The organism is Neobacillus jeddahensis (assembly GCF_000612625.1).
In the GTDB taxonomy this organism is placed as follows: domain Bacteria; phylum Bacillota; class Bacilli; order Bacillales; family Cytobacillaceae; genus Neobacillus; species Neobacillus jeddahensis.
The window spans coordinates 1-14,316 of sequence record NZ_CCAS010000045.1; the positions used below are offsets into that span (position 1 = coordinate 1).

Consider the following 14,316-nt stretch of genomic DNA (forward strand, 5'->3'; position numbering starts at 1 on the left):
AAAAAAGGCACCCTTTAATAGGTGCCACGACAATCGTTAATTTTCTTTGGTCATTTCTTCATATTGTTCAGCGGTCATTAGATTGTCAATCTCAGCGGAATTAGATGGCTCAATCTCAATCATCCATGCTTTTTCATATGGAGATTCGTTTACAAATTCAGGGCTATCGCTTAAATCTTCATTCACAGCGACTACTTTTCCACTTATTGGTGCATAAAGTTCAGAAACGGTCTTAACGGATTCCACGCTGCCAAATGGCTCATCGGCAGTTACTTCATCGCCCACTTCTGGAAGCTCGACAAATACAATATCCCCTAATTCATGTTGGGCAAAGTCAGTAATCCCAACGCGTACGTTTTCCCCTTCAACCTTTACCCATTCATGTTCTTCAGAATAACGTAATTCTTTTGGTATACTCATTAGCAAAAATCCCTCCATTGTCTTATTCATAATCTATCATCGAAATAAATCGATTACCATTTGTTAGTGGGACTATAGCCACATTTTCTCATATTCTTCTTCTTTAAAGCCAACAGTGACCTGCTTACCATCTGTTAAGATTGGTCTTTTGATCAACATCCCATCGGATGCCAGAATTTCAAGTAACTCTTCTTCTGTTGCAGTCTTCATCATATCTTTGATTCCTAATTCACGATATTTCATTCCGCTTGTATTAAAAAATTTCTTTAATTCCAAACCACTTTTTTGATAAAATCCCTGCAATTCTTCCTTAGATGGAGGATTTTCGACAATATGTACTTCTTCATAGGATAGATGGTGGGCATCCAACCATTTCTTTGCATTTCGACATGTACCGCATTTTGGATACCAGTAAAAAGTTAGAGACATTTGTTTCACCACCTGTTACTAAAGAAATCATTAACGTCATCACGTCAATAGAATATTACCATAACAATTTTCAAAATCCTAACATGAGGCTTTAAAAGTTGTTCATAAGTAAAATTCGACTAATTTCGTAAAAACCCTTCCGTAGATCAGAAAATTATTTTGATAATTTACATCTAATAAAGCCCCCTTCAAAGAAGGGAGCCTCTAGTTTAGACAATAAAGCGTTCAGCTTCGATTAATACATCGGCGGCTTCCCGTTTTTTCGCAATGACATTGATTGGAGTATGACGTGTAAATTTACGGAGCGATGACAACATCATCCGCAGTGTATCGCCCTGCTCGATCGCTACTAACGATTCTTTTGCTGTTGCTTCCATTTCATTGAAGGCTTCTTGGCAGAAGATTTGCGTATAAAGAAGTTTTTGCTTACTCTTCTCTAATCCGTCCTTAGCAATTGCCTTTTCCGTACGAAGGACAACAGATTCCATTGCGTACACATTTGAGATAAGATCGGCAATGTTCGCTAATACTTCTTGCTCTCTTTCAAGGGCTTTACCATATTTTTGAGCAGCTAAACCTGCAGCAAGAAGGGCGATCTTTTTCGCATTTTTCACAAGATATTTTTCTTGGGCAAGTGGCTCATCACCTGGCTCTTCTGGCAGTAACATCATTAACTCTTCTTGAAGTGCCATTGCTTTCTGGAATAATGGAAGTTCCCCTTTCAGTGCCTTTTTCACAAGCGTACCAGGGACAAGAAGGCGATTTATTTCATTTGTTCCTTCAAAAATACGTTGGATACGGGCATCACGGTAGGCCCTTTCAATTGGGTACTCTTGCATAAAGCCATAGCCGCCATGAATTTGCACACCTTCGTCCGTAACATAGGCTAATACTTCACTGGCAAAAAATTTATTTAATGAGCACTCAATTGCATATTCAGCAATCGAATTAGCCAGTAATTTAATATCCTTGGATTCTTCTGTAGAGAGCTTACCTTGGTTTTCTTCATACAAGCCGATAGTGCGGTAGACGGAGCTTTCAGCTGCGTATATCTTGGCTGCCATCGTACCAAATTTTTCTTTCGTTAAGTTGAATTGGGAAATTGGCGTCTTGAACTGTTGACGACCATTTGCATATTTAACGGTTAACTCAAATGCCTTTTTCGAACCGCCGACACTGCCCACTCCTAATTTATAACGACCAATGTTTAAAATGTTAAAGGCAATCACATGACCTTTTCCGATTTCGCCAAGTAAATTTCCTATTGGCACGGCGACATCCTCTAAAATGAGTGTGCGAGTAGACGAGCTTTTGATTCCCATTTTCTTTTCTTCTGCACCAGTCGATACTCCTGGGAAGGTTTTTTCAACGATAAAGGCCGTAAACTTTTCTCCATCAATTTTCGCATAAACCACAAAGACATCTGCAAACCCAGCATTGGTAATCCATTGCTTTTCACCGTTAAGGATATAGTGTGTGCCTTCTGCATTCAATCTTGCAGTTGTTCTGGCACCGAGTGCATCTGATCCTGAGCCCGGCTCCGTTAACGCATAAGCGGCTAGTTTTTCACCAGATGCCAGCAATGGAAGGTATCGATTTTTTTGTTCTTCATTTCCGAATAACACGATTGGCAGGGAACCGATCCCAACATGTGCCCCGTGCGATAAAGAAAAACCACCAGATCCCGCCATTTTTTCAGTTATAAGGGATGATGTCACCTTATCTAAGCCCAAGCCTTCATATTCCTCAGGGACGTCAGCCGCTAAAAGTCCAAGCTCCCCAGCTTTCTTGAGTAGTTTCACAGTCCGATCAAATTCATGATTTTCCAAATATTCCACTTGGGGAACTACTTCGTTCTCAATAAATTCTTCTGTTGTTTTGGCAATCATTAAATGCTCATCGGTAAAGTCTTCTGGAGTAAAAACATCTTGATAGGCAATATCTTCGATTAAAAAGCTTCCGCCTTTAACAATCTTTTTTGTTTCAGTCATCATAAATTCCTCCTAATTGGCAGAGACTTTAAACAAAAGTCCCTTGATTGTTTTTACAGTAATTCAAATACCCCAGCGGCACCCATCCCTCCTCCGATACACATCGTGACAACGCCAAATTGTTCGTTGCGGCGTTTTAATTCGTGGATAAGTGAAAGCGTTAATTTTGCTCCGGTACATCCTAGCGGATGACCAAGGGCAATCGCTCCACCGTTCACGTTGACGATTTCTTCATTTAGACCAAGTTCACGAATAACTTGCAGTGATTGTGAGGCAAAGGCTTCGTTTAATTCAAATAAATTAATATCGGATAACTCTAGACCTGCAAGCTTAATGGCTTTCGGAATTGCTACAACAGGTCCAACCCCCATAATTTCAGGTGGGACGCCGCCTACAGCAAATGATCGGAATTTAGCTAATGGTTTGAGACCTAATGATTCTGCTTTTTCACGGTCCATTACCATCACTGCAGCCGCCCCGTCACTTGTTTGCGAGGCATTACCGGCCGTTACCGAACCAGTTACTGAAAAAGCTGGGCGAAGCTTTGCCAAAGTTTCTAGATTGGTATCAGGACGAACTCCCTCATCTTGAGTAAATTGAATTGTTTTTTCAACCAACTTATTATCATTTCCAACCGTACGAATGCTTACATCCACTGGGACAATTTCATCAACAAATTTTCCTTCTGCAATCGCTTTAGCAGCACGCTGATGGCTTCTAACCGCAAAGGCATCCTGATCTTCACGAGAAATACCGTATTTTTGGGCGACCTGTTCAGCTGTATGCCCCATTCCCATGTAATATTGTGGTGCTGTTTCAGCTAGTTTGATATTCGGGCGCACGACATGACCCATCATCGGAATCAGGCTCATCGATTCTGCCCCACCTGCGATAGCTGTATCCGTATGTCCGAGCATAATCCCTTGCGCTGCATAGGCGATTGCTTGTAGCCCCGAAGAACAGAACCGATTGACGGTGATAGCCGGGACTGTATAAGGTAGACCCGCTAATGCTCCGATATTTCGTGCCATGTTGTTCCCTTGTTCTGCTTCTGGCATGGCACAGCCAATAATTAAATCATCGATATTTCCTTCATAATTTCCGGCACGCTTTAAAGTTTCTTTGACAACCAATGCTCCTATGTCGTCAGGACGAACATGGGCAAGCGTTCCTTTCTTAGCCTTACCTACCGGGGTCCGCGCTCCGGCAACAATTACCGCTTCTCTCATGCAAGTTCCCTCGCTTTCTATTAAATTATTATTTGGGGTCAGGCCCCCGCCACGTTACTGCGTTAACGCATTGGGGGTCTGACCCCAGTTTGTTAGTTACGCAGCGGTTTACCCTTCACAAGCATGTGCTGCATGCGCTGCTGTGATTTCGGTTCGGCAATCAAGCCTAGGAAGGCTTCTCTTTCAAGATCTAATAAATATTGTTCATCTACTTCTGTCCCAAACGGAACCTTGCCACCGGCAATCACGTAAGCAACTTTTTTAGCAATTTTTAAATCATGCTCAGAAATAAAGCCTGACAAACGCATTGCTTCCGCGCCGAGTAATAGCGTTGCATACCCTGTTTCACCGACGACTGGAACCTTTCTGCGTACCTTTGGTTTATAGCCTGCTTCATGTAAAGCGAGCACCGCCTGTTTCGCATCATAGATCAAATGATCACTGTTGAAACTGATCCCATCTGAAGAGTCTAAGAAATTATTTTCGCGTGCTTCATCCGCAGATGTAGACACCTTTGCTGTTGCGATCGTTTCGAACACTTTATTGGCGATCGTTTGCAAATCAAATGGAACGCCATTTGGCCGGTTTTCTAAATGCTTCATATAAAGCTCTTTGTTTCCGCCTCCGCCAGGTAGTAACCCGACCCCCACTTCAACAAGACCCATATAGGTTTCGGATGATGCTTGAATGTGCGCTGTAGGTAGGCAAACTTCTGCACCACCACCAAGTGTCATTCCAAATGGGGCAGCAACAACTGGTTTAGAGCTGTATTTTACTTTTAACAAGGCACTGTGCAGGTGACGGACGATCAGATCCAGCTCGTAGATATTATCATCTTGCACTTCCATTAACATCATCGCCAGGTTGGCCCCGACACAGAAATTTTTCCCTTGATTGCCAATGACAAGGCCTTTATAATTCTTCTCGACTTCATCAACTGCATAATTAATCATTTGCACGATATCGAGACCAATCGCATTGTTTGGTGAATGGAATTCTAACAGTGCCACCCCGTCGCCTAAGTCAATTAAACTGGCGCCACTGTTCTTTTTAATAACCCCTTTTTGTTTCTTAATTTTTTTCAGGTCGATAACCTTTGGATTGTATTCGACAAGTCGATATTGCCCGTTTTGATAGAAGAACTGCTCCCCATTCTCTTCTAAGTAAAAGGTTGAATGTCCCTTCTCAAGCATGTCAGTCACCCATTCTGGAACATCCATGCCCGCTTCTTTCATCTTTTGAACAGACCTTTCAACGCCAATTGCATCCCATGCTTCAAACGGGCCCATATCCCAGCCAAAGCCCCATTTCATCGCGCTGTCAATGGCGACGATGTCGTCAGCAATTACTCCAAGTAACTCAGCGGAGTATACAAAGGATGCACTGAAGGTATTCCACAAAAACTTTCCTGCCTGGTCTTCAGTGTATACAAGCGCTTTCAATTTATTGGCTGTTCCTTTTTCTTGTTTCGCTAATTGAATGGAAGGTGTTGTTAATTTCTTTCGTGGTCCATACTCTAATGTTGTCGGATCCAACTCCAGAATTTCTTTTCCTTTTTTCAAAAAGAACCCTTGCCCAGACTTACTTCCGAGCCAGCCCTTATCCACCATTGCTTTCAAGAAGGCAGGTACTTCAAAAACTTCTTTCTCGCTGCCTTCCACCTGTTCGTACACATTACCGGCAACATGGTAGAAGGTATCTAACCCAACGACATCAAGTGTTCGGAAGGTTGCGCTCTTGGCCCTGCCAATCAGTGGTCCAGTGATAGAGTCAACTTCACCCACACTTAGGCCCGCTTTTAACATCTCTCGAACGGTCACGAGAAGGCCATAGGTGCCGATACGGTTGGCAATAAAGTTGGGGGTGTCTTTAGCCTGAACCACACCTTTTCCCAGCACATCTTCACCAAAGGTCTTCATAAAGGAAAGAACTTCTTGTGACGTATATTGTGTCGGAATCACTTCAAGTAATTTCAGATAACGAGGTGGATTAAAGAAGTGTGTTCCTAAGAAATGCTTTTTGAAATCATCGGATCTTCCTTCTACCATCGCCTCGACGGAGATTCCAGACGTATTAGAACTAATAATGCTGCCTGGTTTGCGATATTGGTCCACTTTTTCAAAAACCTGTTTCTTGACGTTAAGGTTTTCGACTACTACCTCAATTACCCAATCTACATCGTTCAGTTTGACAAGATCATCCTCAAGATTACCCGCTTCTATCAGGGCCAGATTTTTCTTCGCTGTTAATGGTGCAGGCTTTTGCTTTAAAAGTTTTTGGATATTCGTTGCACTGATGCGATTTCGCACTTGTTTATCGGCTAATGTCAGTCCTTTAGCTTCCTCTTCTTTCGTTAATTCCCGTGGGACGATATCCAACAATAGGGTCGGAATACCGATATTTGCTAAGTGTGCAGCGATTCCTGAGCCCATTACTCCTGATCCAAGGACAGCTACTTTTTTTATCAATTGGTTCAACATTGTCTCCCCCTTCAAATTTGAATGAATACTCATTCATTTTTTCAGCAAAAAATTTTCATTTATTAATGAATGAGTTCTTGTTACTAATTACTATAAAATATTTAGAAAATTTGTGCAATCAATAAACGCGGAATTTTAAAATTTTTTTGAACATTTTTTTAGCTTCATATTTTCCTGCGTCTGGGTAAGCTAATAATTGAGGTGATAACGATGGCAAAAATGAAAAGGAACCCTTCTAACGCCGGCGTAAGTGCTGCCAGTGTGAAGGGAAATGCTGGGCCTGGAGACGAACGGGCTCATGTCGATAAGAAGAACAGCCAGAATAATCAATACAAACGATGAAGTAAAAAGATAACAATGTAATAGGAGGGTACACTATGCAGCAGCAAAATTTGAATATGCCAAACATGAACATGCAAAACCAACAAATGCGAATGCAGCAACCGCCAGGAGTGGTCTCCACAAAGGATTCCCTTTATTTAACGGATATGATGTCATGGAATTTACTTTCCGCGAAGAAGGCTCACTTTTTTGCCCAGCAATGTCAGGATCCTGAGCTAAAAGCGGAAGCAGAAAAATGCGGTCAGATGCATCAGCGTCATTACCAACAGCTCCTCGGTCACTTAGGAGAGCATGCAAATCAGCAGCAGCCACTGAATAATTTGCAATAAGCATTCGTGCCGGGCCCATAGTTTCAGAAATATTCTGCGAGTGGAGCTAAAGCCGGACAAAATAAGGAGGTAAGTTGTCGATGAATCAAAATCAACAAATGAATCAAAATCAACAGAAGATTAAAAACCCGGAAACACAGGTTCCTAAAACACCACAAATGAACGAGCGTGATTTCATTAATGATTTGCTGACAACAGAGAAATATATGACAACGGCTTATACTATGGCACTACATGAGGCCAGTCATCAGGGATTATACCAAGACATCATGCAAGTTTTCACGGAAACACAAGAATGCCAGCGTAATCTTTACGACTTGATGTTTCGGAAGGGCTGGTATGCAGTCGAAGCCGCCGACCAGCAGAAGCTCCAGCAATCGTATCAGCAATTCCAAGGTTATACAAACCAGCTGCCAAGCAGTGGGACAATGCAATAATAAGTAGCAAGAAAAGCACAAGGCGCCCGCCTATCGGCGACCAGCACAAGACGAGCCGGCGGGAAGGTGTTCTTTCACCTTCTGGCTTGTGACCTCGAGCCAATGGCTTCTTGAGCTGGACCATTCTCAAAAATTTATACTTATCTTTTAAAGAAAACTCACCGACTGGCGAGCCACTAAGGGCGAAGACAGAGTCGTAGTTGCACTTATGCCTGATTGGAAAGTTATACTTTCCTATCGGCCAAGAAAGAAGGCCCCCTCTGGTGAAGGCAAGTTTCCAGAGAGGGCCTTTTATAGGATATTAAGATACTTTATGATAATAATACATATTCCATGTTGTATTACTAACATTCCGTTATATGTACCAACAATGAATATTGGTATCATTACAAGCGAAATAATCAAATATAAATGTATAGATAATAGATTATTTGTATGAAACATTCCGATTATACACAATTAGATTTTTACTTTTTTTGAGATGAGAGTAAAGTGCAACCATCTTAAGAGGTAAAGGAGTTTTTGACATTATGTCAGTAAAATTAGTCGTTGTTGGCGGTGGTTCAAGTTATACACCGGAAATTATCGAAGGGATGATTCGCCGTCATGACACGTTTCCAGTAACAGATATTGTTTTAGTTGATATCGAAACAGGAAAAGAGAAACTTGAAATTGTAGGGAACCTAGCTGCAAGAATGATTGAAAAGTCCAACAAGCCTATTAAACTAGCTTGGACATTGGATCAGAAAAAAGCTCTTGAAAACGCTGACTTTGTTTCTACGCAAATCCGTGTCGGCGGGTTAAGTGCAAGGGCAAAAGACGAGAGAATCCCCTTAGGCCATGGACTAATCGGTCAAGAAACAAATGGTGCCGGCGGCGCGTTTAAAGCGTTTCGAACCATCCCAGTCTTAATGGAGCTTGCGGAGAATGTTCACACTATTTGTCCAAATGCCTGGATTATTAACTTTACGAATCCAGCAGGAATCGTAACAGAAGCATTATTAAAACATTCACCACATAAAAAAATCATTGGTGTTTGTAATATTCCCTACAATATGCGTCATTCAACGGCTGAAATTCTACAAGTATTACCCGATGATGTAACAATCGAATTTGTTGGTATGAACCATTTTGTCTTTGGCAGAAAAGTAGTGGTAAAAGGAATTGACCGCACCGACGAAGTGTTAGAAAAATTATCGACGTCTACCTTTGATTATTCCCCAGCTAATATCGTAAACCTTGGTTGGTCTAAGTCCTTCATCCAGTCATTACGAATGCTGCCAAATCCATACCATGAATATTATTTTCAAACAAGGGATGTTCTGAAAAAAGATATAAAAGCGTATCAAGAGCATGGGACCAGAGCAGAAATTGTTCAAACTTTAGAAACTTCACTTTTTCAATTATATAAAGACCCTGATTTACGTGACAAACCGAAAGAACTTGAAAAACGAGGAGGTGCCTTTTACAGCGATGTTGCCTGCAGTTTAATGGAGTCTATCTATAATAATCGCGGCGATATCCAAACTGTCAATACAATGAACAATGGGGCCATTCCTGAGCTTCCAAATGATTCTGTTATTGAAGTAAATAGTCTGATCACGAAGCAAGGGCCGCAACCGCTTGTTGTTGGGGAATTACCTACAAGTATTAAAGGACTTATTCAACAAATGAAAGGTTTCGAACAGCTTGTTATTCGTGCAGCCTTTTCAGGTAATTATCATGATGCATACACGGCGCTGCTTATGAACCCATTAATTGCAGATGAAAAATTAGCAAAGATTGTATTAGATGAGTTATTAGAAGCACATAAAGAATACTTACCGCAATTTTATTAGCATAAAAAATGATCAATATAAGTTTTACTGCCAATTAGTAAGTCAAAGCAAAACCCGGAGTAGTTTTCCGGGTTTTATTTCTTTTTTATGGAGTTCCGATGCTGTTCATTCAATTGTTTAATCTCCTGAATCATTCGCTTCATTTCTTCACGAGCATCAGGATACAGTGCACTCCAATGGTTGATGAGTGCTGGCATGGATTTGGCGATGTGTGTGTACAGTGCCCATGCTTTTACCTTTTCTTTGGTCTCGGCATCAGAATCACCAACCAATAATTCGCTATACTTCTCAAGCAAAGCCTCGAACTGCTGAACAAATCCGTTCTCCATCTTGACACCTTCCATCCTTCTCTATATGTGTACACGGACATGTCTTGCAGCGCCTGCCCGCAGGTAACTGATAAGAAAAAACAACATGTTTCCTAACCTTTACTAATCATTGCCTCACAAGGTTACCCATTCATCGCTACCGCCTTATCCAAAATGCACCTTCCCTTTCCATAAGGGATACAAAGAGGCGTCCCAAATAGCGGATCCATGGTGACCTCACAGTCCATGTCAAACACATTTTTAACAAGGCTACAATTAATCACATGTTCTGGCTTACCTTGGGCATATACTTTTTGATCTTTTATCGCCACGACATTATGCGCATAACGACAAGCAAGATTTAGATCATGAAGAACCATGACGACCGTTCTGTTTTTCATTTCATTTAAATCGTAAAGCAAATCAAGAATTTCGATTTGATGGGTCATATCCAAATAGGTGGTTGGCTCATCTAATAGAATAATATCAGTATCCTGTGCTAACGTCATGGCAATCCACGCCCGCTGTCTTTGCCCGCCAGAAAGGGAATCGACCGTTCTATCCTTTAGATGCTCTAAGCGAGTGGCTTTTAAAGCATCATTGACCTTTTTCTCGTCCTCTTCTGACCATTGCTTTAACCAAGTCTGATGCGGATAGCGGCCTTGTTTCACAAGCTGCAGAACTGTTAATCCTTCAGGTGCCAATGGAGATTGTGGCAAAATCGCCATCTTTTTAGCAATTTCCTTCGTTGACAGCTTGGCAATCGCCTTTCCTTCTAGTAACACCCCACCTGATTTAGGCTTTAAGAGACGGGCGATTGAACGAAGAAGCGTGGATTTCCCGCAGCCGTTCCCACCAATAAAAACGGTAATTTCACCCTTAGGAATTTTCAAATCCAACTCATTAATAATGAGAGTTTCCCCATAGGAAAGGGATAAATTCTTCGTTTCAATCGCATTCATTTCTTCCATCTCCTTTTCATCTTGCTCGTTGATAGGTGTACCCATTCTAAGCATTTCTAGTTCTAAACAGTAAGTAAATAAAATAGGGAGCTCCGATTCCAGCAGTAAACACGCCGGCAGGTACTTCTAATGGAAGAAACAGGGTCCGTCCAATTAAGTCTGCTACCATGACAAGGACTCCACCTAATAATGCTGATACGGGGAGGAGTGCGCCAAATGAGGAACCAACTAATCTTCTTGCCATATGTGGTGCCATTAAGCCAACAAAACCAATTCCTCCAGCAAAAGCAACAGAGCTTCCAATCAAGGCTGTGCTGATCATTAACAATAGAAACCGTTGCTTTTGGACCTTTCCTCCCAAGCCTGTTGCTACTTCATCACCAAGCTCCTGAATATTTATGGTTCTCGCTACTATTAGAGCGATAATTAAAAAGACTACAGTCCAGGGAACCAACGTCACAACATTTTTCCAATTTGAGCCGTACACTGTCCCTGTGATCCACATATTTGCTTGACTTGCTTGATAAATTGGCCCCATCACCATCATTAAAGTAATTAAAGCCTGCATTAAGGTCGATATTCCAATCCCAATTAACACCAGTCGAATGGGTGAAACCCCATTTTTCCAAGCAAGTACGTATACTAAAATGGATACGAGGCCTGCACCGGCAAAGGCGGCTAACGGTAACCAGGCAATACTGACTGTTAGCGAATGGTTTTTATCACTAAATAACACTAAAAAGGCCACCACAGCAGCACCAGCTCCGCCAGTTATTCCGAGGACATCCGGTGAAGCCAATGGATTGCGAATCATCCCTTGGAGGATTCCGCCTGCAACTGCTAAAGAAATTCCTACTACTAAAGCCACAATAATTCTCGGTAAACGGAATGTCGTAATCACGAGTTTTTCCATCTCTGGACCGCCACCAAAAAGGACTTTTATGACGGTCAAGGGATTGATTTTCATATCACCAATACCCGCACTAATCACAAAAACCAGAAATGTAATTACGAATAGCAATGTGAAAATGAATGTGGCCTTCCGATCGATTAAAAATGACAATTTCCCTTTAAAAAATCGGATATTTTGATATTTGCTCATCGTCCATTGAACCCCCTTCTCGCGATATAAATAAAGAATGGAGTTCCAATGATGGCCGTCATGACACCAACAGGAACTTCTGCTGGCATTAAAATATATCTTGCTGCAATATCCGCGGCTACTAACAGGATGGCACCAAGTAGACCGGATAAGGGAATGACCCAGCGATGATCAATCCCAATGATCGACCTGGTCACATGTGGGACAACAATCCCTACAAAACCAATTGGCCCAGCTGCAGCTACAGACCCACCTGCTAATAAAATAACAATAACTCCGATCATTATTTTGATAAGCCCTGTATTTAGTCCAAGTCCTTTTGCCACATCCTCGCCCATGGCAAGGACATTCATTTTGCCTGAAATCAATAGAGCGCCAAGCCAGCCAACCCCTATATAAGGGAGAACAGACACAAGCGTTTCTAGCTTACGGCCTGAAACGGACCCGGCCAGCCAAAATAATACTTGATCCAATGCCGCTTCATTCAAGACTAATAAGCCTTGCGTAAACGAAGCAAACATCGCCGACATTGCTGCACCAGCTAGCGTTAGCTTCATCGGGGTCAAACCTTCCCTGCCAAAAGAGCCAAACGCATATACACTCACTGCTGCGACTGCAGCACCTAAAAAGGCTAAAGCATTAAAGGTATGCACGTCGGTTACTGAAAATAGGGTAACCGCGGCCACCACTGCAAAACCTCCTCCTGCATTAATTCCAAATATCCCTGGTGAAGCCAGTGGGTTCTTTGTCAATGTTTGCATGAGGACCCCGGCAATAGCGAGGCTTGCACCTACTGCGGCTGCAATGAATGCTCGCGGAAGTCTAACTGTTTGGATAATAATATGTTCATTCGAGCCATTATATTTAGTAAAGGCATCGATTGCCGTTTGCCAGTTTGTATTGGTATAACCGTAGATTACACTAGCAATCATGAATAATATCAATAGCACTATTGCCACGAATAATCCAGCCCATTTTGATGTCGTACTTTTTAACAACATAAGATAGAAACCTTTCTAACATCTTTATAGTTATTATGCTCCATTAATTTTAGTCTATCTCCAATTGATAATGATTGTCAATGATTCTGAAAATCATTTTCAATTAAATCGTTGACATAACCCTTTCCTGCCATTTATGATAAGAATGTCATTGAAAATGATTATCATTTACATCTACTAAGGGGGATTCACTCACACTATGAAAGCGATTAAAACCATTCTTTCTCTTTTATCCGTCATGACCATTTTCTTATTGGCTGCCTGTGGAGGTACTGACGAGAAAACAACAGAGAAAAACGATACAACGAAGACGACTGAGGAGAAAAGCTACACGATTGATCATGCGATGGGTTCCACCACCATTAAAGGCACGCCAAAAAGAATTGTGATGTTAACGAATGAAGGAACAGAAGCCTTATTAGCCATGGGGGTTACACCGGTTGGTGCCGTTCAATCTTGGACAGGCGATCCATGGTATGAGCATATTGCTGATAAAATGAAAGACGTTAAAGTAGTAGGGACTGAAAGTGAAGTGAACGTTGAAGCTATAGCAGCACTTAAGCCCGATTTAATCATTGGAAATAAAATGCGCCAAGAAAAAATTTATGACCAATTAAAAGCGATTGCACCAACCGTTTACGCGGAAACACTTCGCGGCGACTGGAAAGAAAACTTTAAGTTATACGCAAAAGCAATCAATAAAGAAGAAAAAGGCAATGAAGTATTAAGTGCCTTTGATACACATGTAAGCGACTTAAAAGCTAAATTAGGCGACGCAGTCAATCAGGAAGTATCCGTTGTTCGTTTCTTATCTGGAACAACTCGTATTTACTATACAGATTCTTTTTCTGGTATTATCCTTGATCAATTAGGTTTCAAACGTACTTCTCAGCAAACAGAACTGTTCACTGCTGACAACAAGCTAGGAAACCTTGCGATTGAAGTGGGGAAAGAAGTCATTCCAAAAATGGACGGAGATCTTATTTTCTACTTCACTTATGCACCAAATGGAGACAAAACAGCACTAGGTACTGCTAAGGAATGGACAAATGATCCGCTTTGGAAAAATCTAAATGCCGTCAAAAACGGACACGCATACGAAGTTAGTGATGCAGTTTGGAATACTGCTGGTGGCGTGCTTGCAGCAAACCTTATGCTAGATGATATTGAAAATAAATTAGTGAAATAAGCACGAAACCTAAAAACAATACCTCCCAAAATTATATATAGAATAAGAAGTGAGGCTTGCCATGGCCTCACTTTTCTATTCTATATAGGGCACGAAAAAAAGAGCGAATTACCCCGCTCAGGCTATCGAAAAACCGATAGTCTTTTTTATTTCCTTTAATAATTCATCGCGTTAATTTGTATGAATAATATTAGTTTAGGCCTTGGAACATGTCTGGTGATTGACGCTCCAGGCACTTCGCTTTCCGCGGGCGTGCCGG

General features: G+C 41.6%; 14 protein-coding genes. 5 read left to right on the forward strand and 9 right to left on the reverse strand.

Features of this window, described 5'->3' with window-relative positions; all coding sequences use genetic code 11:
- Positions 1 to 36 precede the first annotated feature (36 nt).
- The 5 genes from gcvH to TY15_RS16875 form a co-directional block, all read right to left on the reverse strand.
- A complete protein-coding gene (gene gcvH, locus TY15_RS16855) occupies positions 37 to 420 on the reverse strand; it encodes a glycine cleavage system protein GcvH (RefSeq protein ID WP_040203950.1) in 384 nt (127 codons plus the stop codon).
- A gap of 72 nt (positions 421 to 492) precedes the next feature.
- Positions 493 to 849, reverse strand: coding sequence for an arsenate reductase family protein (locus TY15_RS16860; RefSeq protein ID WP_040203953.1), 357 nt, complete (start codon positions 847 to 849; stop codon positions 493 to 495).
- 209 nt (positions 850 to 1,058) lie between these two features.
- Positions 1,059 to 2,843, reverse strand: coding sequence for an acyl-CoA dehydrogenase family protein (locus tag TY15_RS16865; RefSeq protein ID WP_040203954.1), 1,785 nt, complete (start codon positions 2,841 to 2,843; stop codon positions 1,059 to 1,061).
- A 50-nt stretch (positions 2,844 to 2,893) separates the two neighbouring features.
- Entirely contained in the window at positions 2,894 to 4,069 is a 1,176-nt protein-coding gene (locus TY15_RS16870) for an acetyl-CoA C-acetyltransferase (protein ID WP_040203956.1), read from the reverse strand.
- A 92-nt stretch (positions 4,070 to 4,161) separates the two neighbouring features.
- A complete protein-coding gene (locus tag TY15_RS16875; protein WP_096911835.1) occupies positions 4,162 to 6,549 on the reverse strand; it encodes a 3-hydroxyacyl-CoA dehydrogenase/enoyl-CoA hydratase family protein in 2,388 nt (795 codons plus the stop codon).
- A 210-nt stretch (positions 6,550 to 6,759) separates the two neighbouring features.
- Between TY15_RS16875 and TY15_RS23745 the strand changes: the two genes are divergently transcribed.
- From TY15_RS23745 to TY15_RS16890, 4 genes are all read left to right on the forward strand, one after another.
- Positions 6,760 to 6,891 carry a YuzL family protein gene (locus TY15_RS23745; RefSeq protein WP_074432830.1) on the forward strand — a complete coding sequence of 44 codons (132 nt, stop codon included), beginning with the start codon at positions 6,760 to 6,762 and terminating at the stop codon, positions 6,889 to 6,891.
- A gap of 35 nt (positions 6,892 to 6,926) precedes the next feature.
- Positions 6,927 to 7,220 (forward strand): hypothetical protein, encoded by a 294-nt coding sequence (locus TY15_RS16880; protein WP_040203958.1) that lies wholly within the window; start codon positions 6,927 to 6,929, stop codon positions 7,218 to 7,220.
- Between the two features lie 98 nt (positions 7,221 to 7,318).
- Complete coding sequence (locus tag TY15_RS16885) at positions 7,319 to 7,657, forward strand: spore coat protein (protein WP_040204004.1); 339 nt, start codon at positions 7,319 to 7,321, stop codon at positions 7,655 to 7,657.
- Between the two features lie 530 nt (positions 7,658 to 8,187).
- Positions 8,188 to 9,495, forward strand: a complete 1,308-nt coding sequence (locus tag TY15_RS16890) for a 6-phospho-beta-glucosidase (RefSeq protein WP_040203959.1) — start codon at positions 8,188 to 8,190, stop codon at positions 9,493 to 9,495.
- Positions 9,496 to 9,569: 74 nt separating this feature from the next.
- Here the strand turns inward: TY15_RS16890 and TY15_RS16895 are convergent, their stop codons facing one another.
- From TY15_RS16895 to TY15_RS16910, 4 genes are all read right to left on the reverse strand, one after another.
- Entirely contained in the window at positions 9,570 to 9,824 is a 255-nt protein-coding gene (locus TY15_RS16895) for a YusU family protein (protein ID WP_040203961.1), read from the reverse strand.
- Between the two features lie 122 nt (positions 9,825 to 9,946).
- A complete protein-coding gene (locus TY15_RS16900) occupies positions 9,947 to 10,765 on the reverse strand; it encodes an ABC transporter ATP-binding protein (RefSeq protein ID WP_096911837.1) in 819 nt (272 codons plus the stop codon).
- Between the two features lie 46 nt (positions 10,766 to 10,811).
- Positions 10,812 to 11,867 carry a FecCD family ABC transporter permease gene (locus TY15_RS16905; RefSeq protein ID WP_040203963.1) on the reverse strand — a complete coding sequence of 352 codons (1,056 nt, stop codon included), beginning with the start codon at positions 11,865 to 11,867 and terminating at the stop codon, positions 10,812 to 10,814.
- Positions 11,864 to 12,868: a FecCD family ABC transporter permease gene (locus TY15_RS16910; protein WP_040203964.1), complete on the reverse strand. Its 1,005-nt coding sequence runs from the start codon at positions 12,866 to 12,868 to the stop codon at positions 11,864 to 11,866. The genes TY15_RS16905 and TY15_RS16910 overlap by 4 nt, the downstream gene beginning before the upstream one ends.
- Before the next feature lie 199 nt (positions 12,869 to 13,067).
- Here TY15_RS16910 and TY15_RS16915 point away from each other — a divergent pair, with 199 nt between their 5' ends.
- Positions 13,068 to 14,057 (forward strand): ABC transporter substrate-binding protein, encoded by a 990-nt coding sequence (locus TY15_RS16915; RefSeq protein ID WP_040203967.1) that lies wholly within the window; start codon positions 13,068 to 13,070, stop codon positions 14,055 to 14,057.
- Positions 14,058 to 14,316 lie beyond the last annotated feature (259 nt).

Bases quoted from the DNA above. Each gene is read 5' to 3' on its own strand.
- gcvH (WP_040203950.1), bottom strand. From the start codon at position 420: ATGAGTATACCAAAAGAATTACGTTATTCTGAAGAACATGAATGGGTA.
- TY15_RS16860 (WP_040203953.1), bottom strand. From the start codon at position 849: ATGTCTCTAACTTTTTACTGGTATCCAAAATGCGGTACATGTCGAAAT.
- TY15_RS16865 (WP_040203954.1), bottom strand. From the start codon at position 2,843: ATGATGACTGAAACAAAAAAGATTGTTAAAGGCGGAAGCTTTTTAATC.
- TY15_RS16870 (WP_040203956.1), bottom strand. From the start codon at position 4,069: ATGAGAGAAGCGGTAATTGTTGCCGGAGCGCGGACCCCGGTAGGTAAG.
- TY15_RS16875 (WP_096911835.1), bottom strand. From the start codon at position 6,549: ATGTTGAACCAATTGATAAAAAAAGTAGCTGTCCTTGGATCAGGAGTA.
- TY15_RS23745 (WP_074432830.1), top strand. From the start codon at position 6,760: ATGGCAAAAATGAAAAGGAACCCTTCTAACGCCGGCGTAAGTGCTGCC.
- TY15_RS16880 (WP_040203958.1), top strand. From the start codon at position 6,927: ATGCAGCAGCAAAATTTGAATATGCCAAACATGAACATGCAAAACCAA.
- TY15_RS16885 (WP_040204004.1), top strand. From the start codon at position 7,319: ATGAATCAAAATCAACAGAAGATTAAAAACCCGGAAACACAGGTTCCT.
- TY15_RS16890 (WP_040203959.1), top strand. From the start codon at position 8,188: ATGTCAGTAAAATTAGTCGTTGTTGGCGGTGGTTCAAGTTATACACCG.
- TY15_RS16895 (WP_040203961.1), bottom strand. From the start codon at position 9,824: ATGGAGAACGGATTTGTTCAGCAGTTCGAGGCTTTGCTTGAGAAGTAT.
- TY15_RS16900 (WP_096911837.1), bottom strand. From the start codon at position 10,765: ATGAATGCGATTGAAACGAAGAATTTATCCCTTTCCTATGGGGAAACT.
- TY15_RS16905 (WP_040203963.1), bottom strand. From the start codon at position 11,867: ATGAGCAAATATCAAAATATCCGATTTTTTAAAGGGAAATTGTCATTT.
- TY15_RS16910 (WP_040203964.1), bottom strand. From the start codon at position 12,868: ATGTTGTTAAAAAGTACGACATCAAAATGGGCTGGATTATTCGTGGCA.
- TY15_RS16915 (WP_040203967.1), top strand. From the start codon at position 13,068: ATGAAAGCGATTAAAACCATTCTTTCTCTTTTATCCGTCATGACCATT.